15 protein-coding genes are annotated in these 17,094 nt (G+C 60.1%); 6 read left to right on the top strand and 9 right to left on the bottom strand.

The window, feature by feature from the left end:
• Positions 1 to 22 precede the first annotated feature (22 nt).
• The 4 genes from FAA97_RS15920 to FAA97_RS15905 all read left to right on the top strand — a co-directional run bounded on the left by FAA97_RS15920 (position 23) and on the right by FAA97_RS15905 (position 4,736).
• Positions 23 to 823, top strand: a complete 801-nt coding sequence (locus FAA97_RS15920; protein ID WP_136599547.1) for an inositol monophosphatase family protein — start codon at positions 23 to 25, stop codon at positions 821 to 823.
• A gap of 100 nt (positions 824 to 923) precedes the next feature.
• The gene (locus FAA97_RS15915) at positions 924 to 1,964 is read left to right on the top strand and encodes a flagellar motor protein MotA (RefSeq protein ID WP_136599546.1); all 1,041 of its coding nucleotides are present in this window, start codon (positions 924 to 926) and stop codon (positions 1,962 to 1,964) included.
• On the top strand, positions 1,964 to 2,995 hold the full coding sequence (locus tag FAA97_RS15910; RefSeq protein WP_136599545.1) for a peptidoglycan -binding protein: 1,032 nt from the start codon (positions 1,964 to 1,966) through the stop codon (positions 2,993 to 2,995). Before FAA97_RS15915 ends, FAA97_RS15910 begins: the two co-directional genes overlap by 1 nt.
• A gap of 94 nt (positions 2,996 to 3,089) precedes the next feature.
• The gene (locus FAA97_RS15905) at positions 3,090 to 4,736 is read left to right on the top strand and encodes an FAD-binding dehydrogenase (RefSeq protein WP_136599544.1); all 1,647 of its coding nucleotides are present in this window, start codon (positions 3,090 to 3,092) and stop codon (positions 4,734 to 4,736) included.
• A 58-nt stretch (positions 4,737 to 4,794) separates the two neighbouring features.
• On the opposite strand, the gene FAA97_RS15900 is transcribed toward FAA97_RS15905, so the two are convergent.
• On the bottom strand, positions 4,795 to 6,597 hold the full coding sequence (locus FAA97_RS15900; protein ID WP_136599543.1) for an ABC transporter transmembrane domain-containing protein: 1,803 nt from the start codon (positions 6,595 to 6,597) through the stop codon (positions 4,795 to 4,797).
• 201 nt (positions 6,598 to 6,798) lie between these two features.
• Between FAA97_RS15900 and rpmE the strand changes: the two genes are divergently transcribed.
• Positions 6,799 to 7,020, top strand: a complete 222-nt coding sequence (gene rpmE, locus FAA97_RS15895; RefSeq protein ID WP_006726858.1) for a 50S ribosomal protein L31 — start codon at positions 6,799 to 6,801, stop codon at positions 7,018 to 7,020.
• A 160-nt stretch (positions 7,021 to 7,180) separates the two neighbouring features.
• Here the strand turns inward: rpmE and rcdA are convergent, their stop codons facing one another.
• From rcdA to FAA97_RS15880, 3 genes are all read right to left on the bottom strand, one after another.
• Positions 7,181 to 7,696, bottom strand: a complete 516-nt coding sequence (gene rcdA, locus FAA97_RS15890; protein ID WP_136599542.1) for a protease adaptor protein RcdA — start codon at positions 7,694 to 7,696, stop codon at positions 7,181 to 7,183.
• 362 nt (positions 7,697 to 8,058) lie between these two features.
• A complete protein-coding gene (locus tag FAA97_RS15885) occupies positions 8,059 to 8,253 on the bottom strand; it encodes a DUF1192 domain-containing protein (protein WP_136599541.1) in 195 nt (64 codons plus the stop codon).
• Positions 8,250 to 9,545, bottom strand: coding sequence for an MFS transporter (locus tag FAA97_RS15880; protein ID WP_136599540.1), 1,296 nt, complete (start codon positions 9,543 to 9,545; stop codon positions 8,250 to 8,252). Before FAA97_RS15880 ends, FAA97_RS15885 begins: the two co-directional genes overlap by 4 nt.
• 239 nt (positions 9,546 to 9,784) lie before the next feature.
• Here FAA97_RS15880 and FAA97_RS21105 point away from each other — a divergent pair, with 239 nt between their 5' ends.
• Positions 9,785 to 9,940 carry a hypothetical protein gene (locus tag FAA97_RS21105; protein ID WP_168801018.1) on the top strand — a complete coding sequence of 52 codons (156 nt, stop codon included), beginning with the start codon at positions 9,785 to 9,787 and terminating at the stop codon, positions 9,938 to 9,940.
• Positions 9,941 to 9,964: 24 nt separating this feature from the next.
• Here the strand turns inward: FAA97_RS21105 and FAA97_RS15875 are convergent, their stop codons facing one another.
• The 5 genes from FAA97_RS15875 to FAA97_RS15855 form a co-directional block, all read right to left on the bottom strand.
• Positions 9,965 to 10,399 (bottom strand): PACE efflux transporter, encoded by a 435-nt coding sequence (locus FAA97_RS15875; RefSeq protein ID WP_136599539.1) that lies wholly within the window; start codon positions 10,397 to 10,399, stop codon positions 9,965 to 9,967.
• Positions 10,400 to 10,598: 199 nt separating this feature from the next.
• Entirely contained in the window at positions 10,599 to 11,495 is an 897-nt protein-coding gene (locus tag FAA97_RS15870) for a fructose bisphosphate aldolase (RefSeq protein WP_136599538.1), read from the bottom strand.
• 399 nt (positions 11,496 to 11,894) lie between these two features.
• Positions 11,895 to 13,094, bottom strand: coding sequence for a phosphoglycerate kinase (locus FAA97_RS15865; RefSeq protein ID WP_136599537.1), 1,200 nt, complete (start codon positions 13,092 to 13,094; stop codon positions 11,895 to 11,897).
• A gap of 84 nt (positions 13,095 to 13,178) precedes the next feature.
• Positions 13,179 to 15,005, bottom strand: coding sequence for a potassium/proton antiporter (locus FAA97_RS15860; RefSeq protein WP_136599536.1), 1,827 nt, complete (start codon positions 15,003 to 15,005; stop codon positions 13,179 to 13,181).
• 205 nt (positions 15,006 to 15,210) lie between these two features.
• Positions 15,211 to 16,869 (bottom strand): BCCT family transporter, encoded by a 1,659-nt coding sequence (locus FAA97_RS15855; RefSeq protein WP_136599535.1) that lies wholly within the window; start codon positions 16,867 to 16,869, stop codon positions 15,211 to 15,213.
• Positions 16,870 to 17,094 lie beyond the last annotated feature (225 nt).

Below are 17,094 nucleotides of genomic sequence, written 5' to 3'. Positions count from 1 at the left end.
CCCGATTTCAAGGAATATCTACATGGCCCGTTCAGCCCTTCTCAACGTTATGGTTCAGGCCGCGCTGAAGGCCGGTAAATCGCTGTCGCGCGATTTTGGCGAAGTCCAGAACCTGCAGGTATCGGTCAAGGGCCCCGGTGATTTCGTCTCGCAGGCCGATTTCCGCGCCGAGAAGATCGTCCGCGAGGAGCTTTTGAAGTCGCGGCCCACCTATGGTTTCCTCGGTGAGGAAGGTGAGGAGATCAAGGGCACGGACGGCGCACATCGCTGGATCGTCGATCCGCTCGATGGCACGACCAACTTCCTCCATGGCATTCCGCAGTTTGCCGTCTCGATTGCACTCGAGCGCAATGGCGAGATCGTTGCCGGCGTGATCTTCAATCCGGCAACCGATGAACTCTATACCACAGAAAAGGGCGGCGGCGCCTTCTTGAACGATCGCCGTATCCGGGTCGGCGCGCGCAAGGTGCTGTCTGATTGCGTCATCGGCTGCGGCATGCCGCATCTTGGCCGCGGCCAGCACGGCAAGTTCCTTGTCGAATTGCGTCACGTCATGGGCGAAGTCGCCGGCGTTCGTCGCCTGGGTGCGGCCGCGCTTGACCTCGCCTATGTCGCGGCCGGTCGCCTCGACGGTTTCTGGGAAGCCCAGCTCAACGCCTGGGACATCGCAGCTGGCCTGCTGTTGATCCGCGAAGCCGGCGGCTTTGCCTCCGACATGAAGGGTGGCCAGGAAATGTTCGAAAACGGCACCGTGCTTGCCGGCAACGAATATATCCGCAAGGCACTGGAAGAGGTGGTCAACCGTCCGGTGCCGCAGGCGTGATGCCTGAAATATAAGGTAAATTACCTCGGTTTCGCGGCTTCAATTCGTCTTAATTTTCCACTAGCCTCCGGCCCAAGATTCCCCGGAGGTTGAAGACGACATGGCAAGAGTGAGACTGGAGGACGTGGAAGCGGTCGAGGTCCGGACAGGAGACCACGGCCAGAAGCTCTCCAGCCCGATGCCGTTTTTCACGACGATGATCATCTTTCTGATCATTGTCGGATTTATTGCCGCCATCCTCTATCGGCAGGCGCATGCGGCCTTCATCACCAATCCTGGCCTCAACGGCCTCATTCTCGGTGTTCTGGTGGTCGGCATCGTTCTGGTGTTCAACCAGGTTCTGGCCCTGCGTCCCGAGGTGCGCTGGTTCAACTCGTTCCGGGCTGCGGGCGGGGCAGACCGCGTGGGACGTGATCCGCGTCTTCTCGCGCCGATGCGGGCGCTTTTCGGGGGGCGTCGCTCCATTGCGATTTCGACCACCGCGCTGCGGTCCATTCTCGATTCCATCGGCACGCGTCTGGATGAATCGCGCGATATCAGCCGCTACCTCATCGGTCTTCTGGTGTTTCTTGGCCTGCTCGGCACCTTCTGGGGTCTGCTTGGCACGATTGCCTCGATCAACGACGTCATCCAGTCGCTCAATCCGTCTTCGGGCGATAGCAACGACATTCTGCAATCCCTGAAAACCGGACTGACGGCGCCGCTGTCGGGCATGGGAACGGCGTTTTCGTCTTCGCTTCTCGGCCTGTCCGGCTCCCTCATTCTCGGCTTTCTCGACCTGCAGGCGGGTCGGGCGCAGAACCGGTTCTACACCGAACTGGAAAACTGGCTGTCGGGCATGACGGATCTCGATCAGGAGCGGGGCGGGGATGCAGCTGCCGGTCTGGCAGGTGCCGATATTCGCCAGTTGCTTGCCGAAGTGCAGAAAATCGCAGGGCGTGACGGCGGCAATGACCGTTCGATTGCTGCCATCGCCGGTCTTGCCGAAAGCATTCAGGGCCTGGTGAAGAACATGCGCAACGAGCAACAGATGCTGCGCGACTGGATCGAAGCCCAGCAGGAAGATGCGCGTGCCATGCGCAAGACGCTCGACCGGCTGAATGATCGCATCACCTCGGACAAGAATGGCGGGAGCAAGTAATGGCGCTCGGCCGCAACCGCCGCAGGGAGCGCGGGGTCGATTACTGGCCAGGCTTCGTCGACGCGCTGTCGACGCTTCTGCTGGCCATCATGTTTCTGCTGACCGTGTTTGTGCTGGCGCAGTTCATCCTGAGCCGCGAGATTACCGGCAAGGATGAGGTGCTCAACCGGCTGAACAGCCAGATCGCCGAGCTGACCCAGCTTCTTGCGCTTGAGAAGGGTGGCAAGCAGGATCTCGAAGACATGCTCGCCCAGCTTCAATCCTCGTTGTCGTCTTCGGAAACCGAGCGGTCGAGGTTGCAACAATTGCTTGCGAATGGCGTCGGCTCTGCGGATCAGGCTTCGGTCCGAATCGGTCAACTGTCGACGGAACTCGATGCCGAACGCCAGGTCAGTGCACGCGCCATGAGCCAGATCGAGCTGCTGAACCAGCAGATCGCGGCGCTGCGGGCGCAGATCGCGGCGATCGAAGGCGCACTGCAGGCCTCCGAGGCCAAGGATGATGCGTCGCAGGCAAAGATCGCCGATCTTGGCCGTCGTCTGAACGTGGCGCTTGCGCAGCGCGTGCAGGAGCTAAATCGCTACCGTTCGGATTTCTTCGGGCGTTTGCGGGAAATCCTGTCGGACCGCGAAAACATTCGCATTGTTGGCGACCGCTTCGTTTTCCAGTCCGAAGTTCTCTTTCCGGTTGGTGGTGCGGACCTCGATGATGCAGGGCGCACCGAGATGGGCAAGCTGGCGCAGGCGCTGCTTGAGCTTGCGAGGGAGATCCCCTCGGAGATCAACTGGGTGCTGCGCGTCGACGGTCATACGGATGCTTCGCCGCTTTCGGGAACGGGCCGTTACCGCGACAACTGGGAGCTTTCATCGGCCCGCGCGACCTCTGTCGTCAAATTCCTGATCGAGCGCGGTGTGCCGGCCAATCGCCTGGTGGCCGCGGGTTTTGGCGAGTATCAGCCGATCGCGGAAGGAGACACGCCTGAAATCCTGTCCCAGAACCGGCGCATCGAACTGAAGCTCACCGAACGGTAAGGATCTGCCGGGCGTCTTTTGGTTGCAGGTCTGCTATCGGTGGGTTGAGTTACGTATTCGTAAAGGTAAGATCGTCCGCTGAGGGGGAGTGCCGATGCGGGAATTCGATATACTGGTGATCGGTGGCGGGCTTGCGGGGCTTGTGGCAGCAACGGAGGCCGTCGAGCGCGGCCTGACGGTTGGCCTCATTGATCAGGAGGGTGAGCAGAGCCTTGGCGGGCAAGCCTTCTGGTCGCTGGGAGGGCTGTTCTTTGTCGATAGTCCAGAGCAACGGCGAATGGGCATCCGCGACAGCATCGATCTTGCGCGGCAGGATTGGCTGGGGTCTGCCGGTTTCGACCGGCCGGAAGATCTCTGGCCGCGTCGATGGGCCGAGGCCTATCTGCAATTTGCCGCAGGCGAGAAGCGCCAATGGCTGCGGCAGAAGGGCATGCGCTGGTTTCCGGTTGTCGGCTGGGCGGAGCGTGGCGGCCTTCTGGCACATGGCCACGGCAATTCCGTGCCGCGTTTTCATCTGACATGGGGCACCGGACCTGCGGTGATCGAGCCATTTATTCGCGCGGCGAGGGCCGCAGCGGATGCTGGCCGACTGACCTTCCTGTTTCGCCACCGCGTCGATCGGCTGCTGGTCACCAATGGTGCGGTTACCGGCGCTGCGGGCAGCATCCTTGCTGCAGATCCTGTTGTGCGTGGTGCCTTGAGTTCGCGGAATGTCGTTGGCGATTTTGAGGTGCGGGCTGCCGCAACCATCGTCGCGTCGGGCGGAATCGGCGGCAATCATGATCTCGTGCGCAAGCATTGGCCAATCGAGCGCCTCGGCGAGCCGCCACGCAAGATGGTGGCCGGGGTGCCTGCGCATGTTGACGGTCGCATGCTCGGCATTTCGCGCGAGGCTGGCGGTGCCGTGATCAACGGCGACAGGATGTGGCACTATACAGAGGGCCTGAAGAACTGGGATCCTATCTGGCCCAATCACGGTATCCGTATTCTGCCGGGGCCATCCTCCTTCTGGTGCGATGCCGATGGCAACCGGTTTTCAGCGCCCGCCCTGCCGGGTTTCGATACGCTTGCCACGCTGAAAGCGATCCGCGCGCGGGGCGACGATTACTCCTGGTTCATTCTCAACCGTGCGATCATCAAGAAGGAATTTGCCCTTTCGGGCTCCGAGCAGAACCCTGATATCACCGGCAAGGATATTCCATTGCTATTGAAGCGCCTCGGCAAAAATCCGCCGGGACCGGTGCAGGCCTTCATGGACAAGGGCGAGGATTTTGTCGTCCGCGATACCCTCGAAGATCTGATTGTCGGCATGAACGAGTTGTCGGGCGAGCATCGGCTTGGCGTGCATCATCTTCGCACGCAGATCGAGGCTAGAGACCGCGAAATCGCCAACCCTTTCAGCAAGGATATCCAGATCACCGCCATCAACGGAGCGCGGCGCTATCTTGGTGACCGTTTGCTCAGAACGGCCAAGCCAAAGCGACTGCTCGATCCTTCTGCGGGGCCGCTAATCGGCGTGCGCCTGCATATCCTGACCCGCAAGACCTTGGGCGGTCTGCACACCGATCTTCAGGGGCGGGTACTCGATGCCGGGAACAGCCCGGTGCCGGGGCTCTATGCTGCCGGTGAAGTCTCAGGCTTCGGTGGCGGTGGCATGCATGGTTACAATGCGCTTGAAGGGACATTCCTGGGCGGTTGCTTGTTTTCCGGCCGCGTTGCCGGCCGGCATGCAGGGCAATAAGGTCTGGGAGTGGGGGCAGGGCATATCTGCCGATCGACCATCCCCTGCAGCCTTCGCGTTACTGCGCGGCGGCCGTAAAGTCGCGTCCGCCGGTTTCGAACTGCAGGCGGGCGAGCTTGGCGTAGAGCCCGCCATCGCGGATCAGGCTTTGATGCGTCCCTTCCTCCGCGATGACACCCTGATCCAGCACAAGGATGCGATCGGCCTTCAGCACGGTTGCCAGGCGGTGGGCGATGACAATCGTGGTGCGGTCGCGCATCAGGATTTCCAGTGCCTTTTGCACCAGGGTCTCGCTTTCGGCGTCGAGCGCCGACGTCGCTTCATCGAGGAGGAGAAGCGGCGCATCGCGCAGGATGGCGCGGGCAATGGCGATGCGCTGCCGCTGGCCGCCCGAGAGGGTGATGCCGCGCTCGCCGACCATGGTGTCGAAGCCGTTTTCGAGGCGCCCGATGAATTCGCCTGCCTGGGCGGCATTAGAAGCGGCCTCCACCATGGCCCGCGTGGCGTTGGGGCTGCCAAAGGCGATGTTGTCTTGAATTGTCGACGCGAAGATCGTCGTATCCTGCGGCACAATCGCGATCCGGTCGCGAATGACCTTCGGGTCGGCATCGCGCAGGTCCACACCATCAAGCCGGATGGTGCCGGTCGCGGGATCGTAGAACCGCAGGATCAGGGAGAAGATCGTGCTCTTGCCGGCCCCCGACGGACCAACGATCGCAACCGTTTCACCGGGAGCGACAGAGAAGCTCAGGCCATTCAACGCCGATTTGGTCGGGCTCGACGGATAGGTGAAATGCACGTCTTCGAATTTGACTGCGCCCTTGGCCGGTTTGGGCAGCGCCACCGGATTGGCGGGAGCCGCGATGGCCGGGTTCTCGGCAAGCAGTTCGGTCAGCCTTTCGGCAGCGCCGGCAGCCTGGGACAGTTCGCCCCAGACTTCCGAAAGCGTGCCGAGCGAGCCCGCAGCGATCAGCGAGTACAGCAGGAACTGGCCAAGTGTGCCGGCGGTCATCGTGCCGGCGAGCACGCTGTGGGCGCCATACCAGAGCACACCGACTACACTGCCGAAGACGAGTGTGATCGCCACGCCCGTCAGAAGCGAACGTGATTTGATGGCGGCTCGGGCTGCGTCATAGGCGCTCTCGACGGCAGAAACATAGCGGGTCCGTGCCGTTTGTTCGCCATTGAAGGCCTGGAGGGTTCGGGCCGCACCGATCATATCGCCGGCAAAGGTCGAGGCTTCCGCGAGCGTATCTTGAGCGGCACGCGAGCGCTTTCGCACCGAGCGCCCGAAACCGACCAGCGGAAAGACAATGACGGGGATGGCGGCAAGCACCATGATCGACAGCTTCGGGCTGGTTGCGATCATCATGGCGATTGCGCCAAGACAGAGAATCGAGTTGCGCAATGCAAGCGAGGCGGTGGCGCCCACGGCTGACTTGAGCTGAGTCGTGTCCGCCGTCAGGCGCGAGACGATCTCGCCGGATTGGTTGACGTCAAAGAAGGACGGCGAGAGGCGGGTGACCTGGGCAAAGACATCGCCGCGAAGATCTGCCACGACACGCTCGCCAATGGTGATGACGAAGTAATAGCGAAGCGCGCTCGCAATCGCGAGCACAAGCGCCATGACGATCATCATCGCGAAATACTTATCGACGAAGCCGCTATCGGCTTCAGAAAAGCCGTGATCGAGCATGCGGCGGATGGCAAGGGGCAGGGCAAGCGTCGTGGCGGCTGCGAGCCCGAGAAAAAGGATGGCGCCGGCGACAAGCCCGCGATAGCGCTTCAGATAGGGCAGGAGCGAAGCCAGCGGCTTCAACGAGTGGCGCTTCTTATCGTTGATTTCGGCTTGCGACGTCACGCTTTGATGCTCCCACTCATGCTCTGTTTCAGGACCACAGGCTTTCGCGCCATGGTACTTGTTATCCCTGCGCCCTTCATGTATAGGCACGGCATCGAATTGGGAAGCCGTAGCCCATAAGGACTGCGGCTTCATCTATTGAATAGGTCTTGCCGAGGCAATTGCGGCAAATGGACCGCACGGCACAGCAGGAATAGAACCATGAAGGCTGACATCCATCCCGACTACCACGTCATCAAGGTCGTCATGACCGATGGCACCGAATATGAAACCCGCTCGACCTGGGGTTCTGAAGGCGCCGTGATGAACCTCGAAATCGACCCGACTTCGCACCCGGCCTGGACCGGCGGCAACCAGCAGCTGCTGGACCGCGGCGGCCGCGTTTCGAAGTTCAACAAGCGTTTCGGCGGCCTCGGCCTCTAATCGCTGTCGACTGCGAATGCATCGAAAAGCCCGGCCTTGTGCCGGGTTTTTTGCGTTTGGCCCGTTTGGTCGGGCCATGCCCGCTCGTCGAAAGATAGAAAAAGGCCCGGTCCTGCGTAGGCAGGCCGGGCTTTAAAGTTCAGTGCTGATCGCCGGCCAGTCAGCCGGCGTTAAACGCGGTGCGCAGAAGATTAAGCTGAGCCTGGACGCTGTTTTCATTGTCCGGGTGAATGATCTCTTCTTCGGGACGGTAGATCTCGCGGTCAAGGAGAGAAATGCGGTTCTGCAGGCGCAGAGAGCGCTCCACGAGGTCACGGAAGGATTCCGGCAGGTCGTTCCAGCCAGGAGCGGCACGATCCACATTGAAGCCGTCGAGACGAACCTTGCTCTTCTCCGAAATCACCTGGTCGCGGCTCATCTCGCCATTGTTGACGGCGCGCTGAAGCAGGAGCCAGGATGCCATCTGCATCAGGCGCGTGGTGAGGCGCATGGATTCAGCCGCGTAGAGCACGGAGGCCTGACGCGGAAGAACCTTTGCTGCAGCTCGGCCAGGACCATCGAGATAGCTCGCGGTTTCTTCGACCAGGCCCATGCCTTCGGCATAAGTCGACTTGAACTGGCTGGACGCTGCTGCCTTTCCGGCAAAGCTGACCGTATTCACTCCGAGTTCCGACATGAGAGCTTTCCTGTAAAACACATCACTGAAGCATGTAACGACAGCGTCGTGGACTTGTTCCTGCCTCTTTTGGTAGGGGGCAAGATGCTACCATTACCGAAAATCCGCAAGACGTATCTTAAGGAAGGGTTAATTCCCACAATTTTGCGGTAACGCTGCTGCGATACGCAAAAAAAGAGCCGCAATTGCGGCTCTGAAGGTAAAACAGGGAGAAAATCAGACCTGACCCTCACGGAGAAACCGTCTGAATCCAGGAGACTGGATGAACGTAGTTAATACGAAAACGATTAATGAAGCGTTAATGCATAAGCTTTCTGTGATTTCTTGTGGATCAATCACGAGAAAATGAGGAGATATCATCCCTATACTTTGGGGGTGAAGAAGCTGTCAGCGGCCCGGCGACTGGCTTCCTTCTGCGCAAGTTCCGCGCTGATGCGGGCGATTTCCGCCTCAAGCTCAGTGATTCGCAGGCGCAATTCGTCCGGCGAAATAGCGGAGAGATCAGACCCGATCTCGTGACGCGTCGTTTTTGTGCTGCGTTCCTGATCGTCATTCATACCCGTTCCTCCGCACGTTCATCGTCCTCGGTTGCCTCGACCGTCTCCTCCAGAGGAGCGGCGCGAGGGTCGAGAGTCAAGCTTTCAGGGGTCGACATCGGCGAGGCGCTGAGCGGCAGGTTCGGCATGTTTTCGCGATCCTCTGCCGGGATGGCGGCCCGCAGCCTGCTGCGGTAAAGGGCATAGGCGGTGATCGAGAGATGCGCGATGGCCGTCACTGCAAAGAGGGCGTAGGGCCCGGCTGCCGTCATGACGGGGCCGCCGATCGTCGGGCCGATGATCGTGCCGATGCCGAAAAGCAGGAGCAGGCCGCCGGAAACCTTCACGAACTCATCCGACTTGGCAAAGTCGTTCGCATGCGCAACGGCGATCGGATAGAGCGCATTGGCTGCCGCGCCGTAGATGCCGACAAAGATGAAGATCTGCAAGGGATCGGTCGGCGCGAAGACGAATAGCACCAGAGCAGCAAGGGAGGCCATCAAGGCGAGGGCGGCGAGCACATAGCGGCGATCAATGCGGTCGGAGAGCTTGCCGGCCGGAAACTGCATGACGGCGCCGAGGAAAATGGTGATCGACAAGAGGATGGCGATCGTGCCGGCATCGAGCCCTGCGCGGGCGCCGAAGACGGCGCCAAGCGTACCATAGGCACCGTTGGCTATGCCGACGAGCAGGATGCCGACAAAGGATACCGGCGAGTTTCGATAGAGCAGCGGCAGATCGAGCGTGATCGAATTCAGCGGCTGCGGTGTGGCAGCTTTCGACATCAGGGTTGGCAGGACGGCGATGCCATAGACGATGCCGCAGATCATGAAGAGGATCGAGGTCAGCGGATCGAACACGCCGACCAGCATCTGACCGCCTACCACGCCGATCAACGTGATGGAGATATAGAAGGAGAAGATCATGCCGCGACTTTCATTCGTGGCGCGCTCGTTCAGCCAGCTCTCGATGATCATCGAGGTTCCCGCCGTGCAGAAGCCTGTGATGATCCTCAAGGCCACCCACCAGTAGGAATCGACGAGGATGCCGGTGAGGAGGGCGGTCACCGAAATCAGCGAGACAAAGGCCGAAAAGGCCCTCACATGGCCGACGCGCATCACGAGCTGCGGTGCGACGAAGCAGCCGAGCACGAATCCGCTGGCCCAGGTGGTGCCGAGCAGGCCGAGAACTTCGTTGGAATAGCCCTCGGCTGCGCCGCGCACAGGCAGAAGCAGGCCATGCAGACCGTTTCCGAGAAACAGGAAAAGCGTGCCCAGAAGCAGGGCCATCACAGGAAGCAGGTTACGGCTCATGGTATGTCGTCATTTTCGGGGTTGGGGCAGGCCAATGGCGCGGGTTGTCAGTCACACTAGGCCGATCTTCCTACCGTTATCTGAACAAGACAACGGTAGGTCGAATTTCTCTGACCTTTAAAAGTGACAGCGTCATGACTTGCATTGAGATGCATTAGCGGGTTCAAGCTCTAAACCCTGAGCCGGGCGGTGAGTTCCGTTTCGGTTGGACCGGCACCTTAAAGAAAGCAGTCCAGACGATGACAAAGGCGATTTCGCTGTTCCTGTTCCTCGCCATGATCGTCCAGCTCATCCGCCCGCTGGGCTTGCCAGGTCTGAAGCGGCGTGGCGACTTCTGGAAGCTTGCGGTTGTCGCCTTTGCCCTCTGGTCCCTGACCCTTCTTCTGCGCCCGTAACCCCCGTCAATGCGAAAGGAAGCCTCAAGCCTCTTGCGCGGCCTGCCATTCCTTCAGCGGGAACAGCCGGTCATAGGCCCAGTTGAAGACGAAGGCATAGACCATGTAGAAAAGGGCGAAAGCTACGTCCATGACGAAGGCTTCCCAGATGCCGATGCCGAGATACCAGGCAATGAAGGGCATCAGGATCACAAGCAGGCCAGCTTCAAAAAGGGCTGCATGCACAATCCTCTGCAGCACGGATTTCTGCGTGGTACCCGTCCATGCGTTCATCGCGTGGTCGAAGCCGAGGTTGTAGAGGTAGTTCCAGGCGGTAGCGATGGTTGCGCCGACGACGCCGACCACGCCGATATCGCTCATCGGCATGTCAAAGGCCAGGGCACCTAGAGGGGTCACCAGAGCAAGTCCAAGGATTTCAAAGCTTAACGCGTGACGAATACGATCTGCGACGCTGCGCATGTTGTTCCCTCCGGGAAAACAGGCGGGTCGTCCCGCAGACATGGCCCAAGATGGGGGAGGTCGTCCTCACGAGGGCCGATATAGGACGGCCCTTCAGCATGGGCAAGAGCAAATGGACCGGTTCGCCTTTTCGATTTCGTCGCGATCCATTGAAGCAGCAAGGCCCGATGCGTGACCGGGCCTTTCTCTCGTCGTGCGGTCAGACCTTGTTGACGCTGGCCGCATAGATCTGGCTAATGGTTTCCGCCAGGCTCTGGTTGAAGTCCTGATCGCTCATGGTGACGCGCAGTTTCTCGGTGAGCGCACGGGAGAAGCTGGCGATCATGGCGTGGTTGTGGCTCAACTTCTCGCAGGCGTCTGCGGTGCTATAGCCACCGGACAGCGCAACGACACGAACCACCGAGGAGTGGGCGGCGAGAGGGGCATAAAAATCCGCAACCGTCGGAATGGTCAGCTTCAGCATGACTTTGTCGCCGGAGGGTAGTTTGTCGAGTTCGGCAGCGATTTCGTCGCGCAAGATGGCTTCGGCCTCTTGCTTCGTGGCGCTGCCGATCGAAACCTCCGGCTCAATGATCGGCACGAGACCTTGGGCAATGATCTGACGCGCGACTTCAAACTGCTGCTTGACGACGGAGGCAATGCCAGCCTTGTCAGCATCGGCGATGACCGAGCGCATCTTGGTGCCGAAAATGCCTTTCTCACGGGCGCGGATCAGCAGTGCGTCGAGATCCGGCATGGGCTTCATCAACTGCACGCCATTCTCCTGATCGAGCAGCCCCTTGTCGATCTTGAGGAAGGGCACGACGCCCCGCTTCTGCCAGAGATAGGACGGCACGGATTGGCCTTCTGCTTCACCATCCATCGTGCGCTCGAAGAGGATTGCGCCGATCACCTTTTCTCCGGTGAAAGCCGGTGCCGTCATGATGCGTACCCGCATGGCATGCATCAGGCTGAACATCTCTTCTTCGCTTTGATAGTCGTTTTCGGCGATGCCATAGAGGCTCAAGGCCTTCGGTGTCGAACCACCGCTCTGGTCCAGCGCCGCGATAAAACCGGGCGCCGAGCGCATCTGGTCCAACATCTTTGCATCCACCATCGTCAACTCCTATCCCTCACCATGGCACATCCATTGCGCCTTCATATCTATCGATTGCAACCAACTGGCGACGCTTGCGCGCTTATGTATCCAAAGTCTCCCTGCGCAATCCGCCGCCTGAAAGCGTGATGTGCTGGCGATAACAGAACTTCTCCGACCGGAAAATGGCACGCTAACCCATTGAAACGATTGAAATCATTTCAATCGTTTGAAAATTCAAAGATTTTTGAATCGCGTTTCAATTTCTTCGCAGAACTCGGTTGTCGCTTCGCTTTGCGAGCGGACAAGCTCGAGAGGCCACGCAAAGTTCCAGCGAGGCGGCGGCTTTGTTGCAAACAAAAAACCGCGCGCCTTTCAGCACGCGGTCTTGCAGCGGTGATTGGAGCCCGCAGGCTAGGATCAGCCTTTGGTCAGCACCGAAACGCCCGGCAATTCCTTGCCTTCCATCCATTCGAGGAAGGCGCCGCCGGCCGTCGACACGTAGGAGAAGTCGTCCGCGACGCCGGCGTGGTTGAGGGCCGAGACCGTGTCGCCCCCGCCGGCCACCGAAACGAGCTTGCCGTCGCGTGTGCGCTCTGCCGCATGTTTGGCTGCCGAGACGGTTGCCGTGTCGAAGGGCGCGATCTCGAACGCGCCGAGCGGGCCGTTCCACACAAGCGTGGAGGCCTTGGAAATCCAGTCATTGACGAGCGCGACGGATTTCGGCCCGACATCGAGCATCATGGCATCCGAGGGAATAGCGTTGATCTCGACGGTTTCATCGGCGGCATTGGCCTTGAATTCGCGGGCAACCACGCCGTCAACGGGCAGGACGATCGCGCAGCCGGCGGTCTTTGCCGTTTCCATGATCGAGCGTGCCGTGTCTGCAAGGTCGTGTTCGCAGAGCGACTTGCCGACATCGATGCCTTGTGCCGCGATGAAGGTATTGGCCATGCCGCCGCCGATGACGAGCGCATCGACCTTGGTGACGAGATTGGAGAGAAGATCGATCTTGGTCGATACCTTCGCGCCACCGACAATGGCAACGACCGGACGCTTCGGCTGGCCGAGGCCCTGTTCCAGCGCCTCGAGTTCCGCCTGCATGGTGCGACCGGCATAGGCGGGCAGGTGATGGGCGAGGCCTTCGGTCGAAGCATGGGCGCGATGGGCGGCCGAGAAGGCGTCGTTGACGTAGATGTCGCCGTTCTTGGCGAGCTCTGCGGTGAAGTCCGGCGTATTCTTTTCTTCGCCCTTGTGGAAGCGGGTGTTTTCCAGAAGCAGAATGTCGCCGTTCTGCATCTTGGCAATGGCATCTGCTGCCGGCTGGCCGATGCAATCATCGGCAAAGCGGACATGCTGGTCGAGCACTTCTTCGACAGCGGACGCGATCAGCGACAGGGACTGGTCGGCCACGCGCTCGCCCTTGGGACGGCCGAAATGCGCCAGCAGGATAACCTTTGCCCCCTTGTCCGACAGTTCGAGAATGGTGGGAGCAACGCGTTCGATCCGGGTCGTATCGGAGACCTTGCCGTCCGCCATGGGCACATTGAGGTCGACGCGGACAAGCACGCGCTTGCCTGCGATATCGGTGAGATCGTCGAGTGTCTTGAAAGCCGGCATGGAGTAACCCGTCGTGAAAAGCGTTGAACTGGGGGTGACGGGCCGGACCTTACACCGCTGAAATGGCGGTGCAAGGCACGCGCCTCATTTTTCCGGCTGTCGTCGGGCCCGCGCCTCGGCGCGCTTCTGACGCAGATAATCCCGGATTGCATGGACCATGTCGCTGATGTTGCGAAAGATCGGCAGTTCGGTGGCGGGCTCAACCGGCTCAAGCGAGACGCCGACGGACGAAATATGGCCGTGTTCGTCGATGTCCCGCACGATCAGAACGATAGACCCCAGGCGTACGCGGTCGGCATAATCGGCCCGCCCTCCAAGTCGTTGGGTGATCATGTCGGCCACGGACTTGCCGCGCTCGCTATCGGAAATTGACAGGGGGCCATAGGCGTCGTCCAGATCCTGAACCTGGGTGTTGGGCGAGATGGTGAAGGTGCCGAAAAATTCACTGTCGTCCTCGTCCACCGGGGCTTCCGTGGCAAACAGCCGGTCGAGCAGCTTGGAATAGCTTGGCGCGATGAACAGGTAGACCTGATCGTTTTCGCGCAGGCGTCCCGCATATTGATAGCGCATCGATTTGCCATCGCGAATGACGAGGGATGGCATTGCCCAGCGGGGAATGCGTTCACCCTGCAGGACAGGGCTGCCTGCGACGACGCGATATGCCAGCAATTCGTGATTGGCAGCACCCGGCAGGTCGAGTTCCACCTTGTCGATCGCGCCGATCCGCGGCGGGATGATCAGCGCCAGACGCTTGGCGAGCGCCTTGATCGTCCATCCCTGGATGACCAGCGAGAGGATCACGACGATGAAAGCCGTGTTGAAGAAGATCTGCCCGTTTTCGAGATTGCCGATCACGGGCAAAATGCCGAGCAGGATCGAGACGGCGCCGCGCAGGCCGACCCAGGCGATGAAACCCGTTTCGCGCTGAGTGAAGTCAAAGGGCAGGAGACAGAGCCATACGGCAGTCGGTCTCGCGATGAAGATCAGGAACAGGGCAAGCAAGATTGCCGGAATAAGAATGCTCGGAAACTCGGAAGGGGTCGCCAGAAGTCCCAGCACGAGGAACATCACGATCTGGGCGAGCCATGTCATGCCGTCCTGAAAGCGGCTGATGGCGATGTTGGCCGGGAGTTTGCGTGAGCCGGCATAAATGCCGGCAACATAAACGGCGAGAAATCCGCTGCCGCCGATGGCGCCAGTGAAGGAGAAGATCATCAGTGCGAGCGCCAGCATGAAGATTGGCGCAAGGCCGCGTTCGATCTGCAGCCTTCGCAGGATGAAGACGATGATCACGCCGCCGAGCAGGCCGAGTGCAATGCCGATACCCATCTGTTCGATGAACAGCTTGACGAGATCGAGGTTGAAGCCATCGGGGTTGTCGTTCGATATCAGCGTGACCAGAGCGATTGTCAGGAAGATCGCCATCGGGTCGTTGGTGCCGGATTCCACCTCGAGCGTCGAGCGTACCCGGTCGCGGATATTGATGCCGCCGATGCGCAACAGGAAGAAGACCGCAGCCGCATCGGTGGAGCCGAGGATAGCGCCGAGCAGCATGCCTTCGAGATAGGTGAAGCCGAGCAGGAAATGGGCGGCTAAGCCGAAAAGAACCGTGGTGAGCAGCACGCCGACCGTGGCCAGCGTCAGTGCAGGCCCTGCTGACAGGCGGAAGGATTGCAGGGAAGTGCCATAGCCTGAATCAAACAGGATGACGGCGAGCGCGAGAGAGCCGATGACATAGGCCATGCCGAAGTTGTCAAACTTTATGCCAAGTCCATCAACGCCGGCAAACAGACCAATGACCAGAAAAAGCAGCAACAAGGGTGCGCCAAACCGGAAGGCGAGGAGGCTTGAAAAGGCGGCCAGAAGCACAAGTGCGGTGGCCACCAGCGTTACCGCGTAGAACTCTGCCAATCGTTGACCCCTTTCCCACCTTACCCAGCCCCGTCCACTGTCCTGCTGTGCCTTCCGGCTGTCAAACCGGAAGTCCGCAGGTCTCATCATGAGACGATACATGTGGCGGGGATCATGTGCCTTGCCCAATGGCCTCGGCAATCTCGGGTGTGATCGTGATCATAATGGGGCGGATTTAAATATTTTAATCCGCCCCATTGGTTTTTTAGCGAGGTTCGGCAAGCAGGCCTTTGACCAGCGCGTAAGATGCGCCCAACAAAACGAAGGCAAAGGGCAGGCCTGTCGAGACAGCCATCGCCTGAAGCGCGACCAGGCCGCCGCCAAGCAGCAGCGCAATCGCGACAAGACCCTCGAAGGTTGCCCAGAACACGCGCTGTGGAATGGGGGCATTTACCTTGCCACCGGCGGAGATCGTGTCGATCACGAGCGATCCGGAGTCCGACGAGGTGACGAAGAAGACGATCACCAGAACAATACCGATCAGCGAGGTGATGCCGGTGAGCGGCAGATGCGCCAGCATTTCAAACAGCTGCAGCTCCAGTGCTGCATCCTGAACGCTGGTGAGGCCTTCATTGACGACCTGGCTGATGGCCGTGCCGCCGAGTGCCGTCATCCAGAGGACGGAGACCAGCGAGGGGATGACGAGGACGGCCGTGAGCAATTCGCGCACGGTACGGCCGCGGCTGACACGGGCGATAAACATGCCGACAAAGGGCGACCAGCTGATCCACCAGGCCCAGTAGAAGGCTGTCCAGCCGTGCAGGAAGTTCGTGTCATCGCGGCCGAACGGGTTCGAGAGTGCCGGCAGATTGATGGCATAGGCCTGCAGGTTGAGGAAGAAGCCCTGGGCGATCTGCGAGGTCGGGCCGACCGCGATGATGAAGAGGAGAAGCAGGGCAGCAAGACCCATGTTGATCTCTGAGAGGAGCTTCACCCCCTTGTCCATCCCCGCAACGACCGAAGTGACGGCGATCGCTGTAATGCCGAGCACCAGCAGGATCATGGTGGTGTCATTGGAGGGAATGCCGAACAGGAAGTTCAGACCGCCGCTTGCCTGCTGCGCGCCAATGCCAAGCGATGTCGACAGGCCGAAGATGGTGGCAAAAACGGCGAGGATGTCGATAATATGGCCCGGCCAGCCCCAGACCTTTTCGCCGAAGATCGGATAGAAGATCGAGCGCAGTGTCAGCGGCAGTCCCTTGTTGAAGGAGAAGAGCGCCAGCGCGAGGGCGACCACGGCATAGATCGCCCAGGGATGCAGACCCCAATGGAAGATCGTCGCGGCCATGGCAAGACGGCGCGATGCCTCGGCATCGCCGGCAGCACCGCCGAGCGGCGCCCAGTCGGTGCGCAGGCCATCTTCGAAAACAGGACCGCCCATGGCAGCCGTGAAATGGCCCATGGGTTCGGAGACGCCGTAAAACATGAGGCCGATACCCATGCCGGCGGCGAAAAGCATCGAAAACCAGGAAATGGTGCTGTAGTCAGCCGTCGCTTCAGGGCCACCGAGGCGAATGCGGCCGAGCGGCGAGACGATCAGTCCGACACAGACGAGCACGAAGATATTGCCGGCCAGCAGGAAGAACCAGTCCAGATTGGCTGTCAGGAAGTCACGCAGGCCGGTAAAGGCCGGCTCCAGCGTGGTCTGGAATGCCAGCGTCAGGAAGGTGAAGGCAATGATGGCAATCGCCGACACGCTGAAAACGACATTGTGGATGTCGAGTTCGAAGACGAAGCGGCGCCGGAAACTGATGTTGTCCTGGCCGATTTCATAGGGGGTTTCGATGATCTCGGTATCGCCTTCGGGTGCGGGTATGGCGTCTTCCGCGCGCACGAGATCCTGCTCGGTCGGTGTATACGTCAAAACGTCGGTTTCCTTTCATCGTCCGTTGCGGCCTGCGATGGCCACCTGCGTGCCTTGACGGCACGCGCTTGAAGGCGCCGGCTCAATGCCATCTTTGCGCCATAATTCGATTGGCCAACGGCGGGCCGCTCGAATTGTTCCACCGCGTTTCAGAAAATCGCGATATCAACGTAAAAAGGCGGGCTGTTTCCAGCCCGCCCGCGTAACTGTCTAAGTGCGTGTTGA

Origin of the sequence: Peteryoungia ipomoeae (assembly GCF_004912165.1) — a bacterium.
Taxonomy (GTDB): Bacteria; Pseudomonadota; Alphaproteobacteria; order Rhizobiales; family Rhizobiaceae; genus Allorhizobium; species Allorhizobium ipomoeae.
The sequence above is the reverse complement of the archived record's forward strand: the minus strand, read 5'-3'. Positions and strand labels throughout refer to the sequence as shown.

What these genes read in the sequence shown, in the direction of transcription:
- FAA97_RS15865 (WP_136599537.1), bottom strand. Translation starts at nt 13,094, where the DNA reads ATGCCGGCTTTCAAGACACTCGACGATCTCACCGATATCGCAGGCAAG.
- FAA97_RS15910 (WP_136599545.1), top strand. Translation starts at nt 1,964, where the DNA reads ATGGCGCTCGGCCGCAACCGCCGCAGGGAGCGCGGGGTCGATTACTGG.
- FAA97_RS15915 (WP_136599546.1), top strand. Translation starts at nt 924, where the DNA reads ATGGCAAGAGTGAGACTGGAGGACGTGGAAGCGGTCGAGGTCCGGACA.
- FAA97_RS15905 (WP_136599544.1), top strand. Translation starts at nt 3,090, where the DNA reads ATGCGGGAATTCGATATACTGGTGATCGGTGGCGGGCTTGCGGGGCTT.
- FAA97_RS15870 (WP_136599538.1), bottom strand. Translation starts at nt 11,495, where the DNA reads ATGGTGGATGCAAAGATGTTGGACCAGATGCGCTCGGCGCCCGGTTTT.
- FAA97_RS15885 (WP_136599541.1), bottom strand. Translation starts at nt 8,253, where the DNA reads ATGAATGACGATCAGGAACGCAGCACAAAAACGACGCGTCACGAGATC.
- FAA97_RS21105 (WP_168801018.1), top strand. Translation starts at nt 9,785, where the DNA reads ATGACAAAGGCGATTTCGCTGTTCCTGTTCCTCGCCATGATCGTCCAG.
- FAA97_RS15880 (WP_136599540.1), bottom strand. Translation starts at nt 9,545, where the DNA reads ATGAGCCGTAACCTGCTTCCTGTGATGGCCCTGCTTCTGGGCACGCTT.
- FAA97_RS15920 (WP_136599547.1), top strand. Translation starts at nt 23, where the DNA reads ATGGCCCGTTCAGCCCTTCTCAACGTTATGGTTCAGGCCGCGCTGAAG.
- rcdA (WP_136599542.1), bottom strand. Translation starts at nt 7,696, where the DNA reads ATGTCGGAACTCGGAGTGAATACGGTCAGCTTTGCCGGAAAGGCAGCA.
- rpmE (WP_006726858.1), top strand. Translation starts at nt 6,799, where the DNA reads ATGAAGGCTGACATCCATCCCGACTACCACGTCATCAAGGTCGTCATG.
- FAA97_RS15875 (WP_136599539.1), bottom strand. Translation starts at nt 10,399, where the DNA reads ATGCGCAGCGTCGCAGATCGTATTCGTCACGCGTTAAGCTTTGAAATC.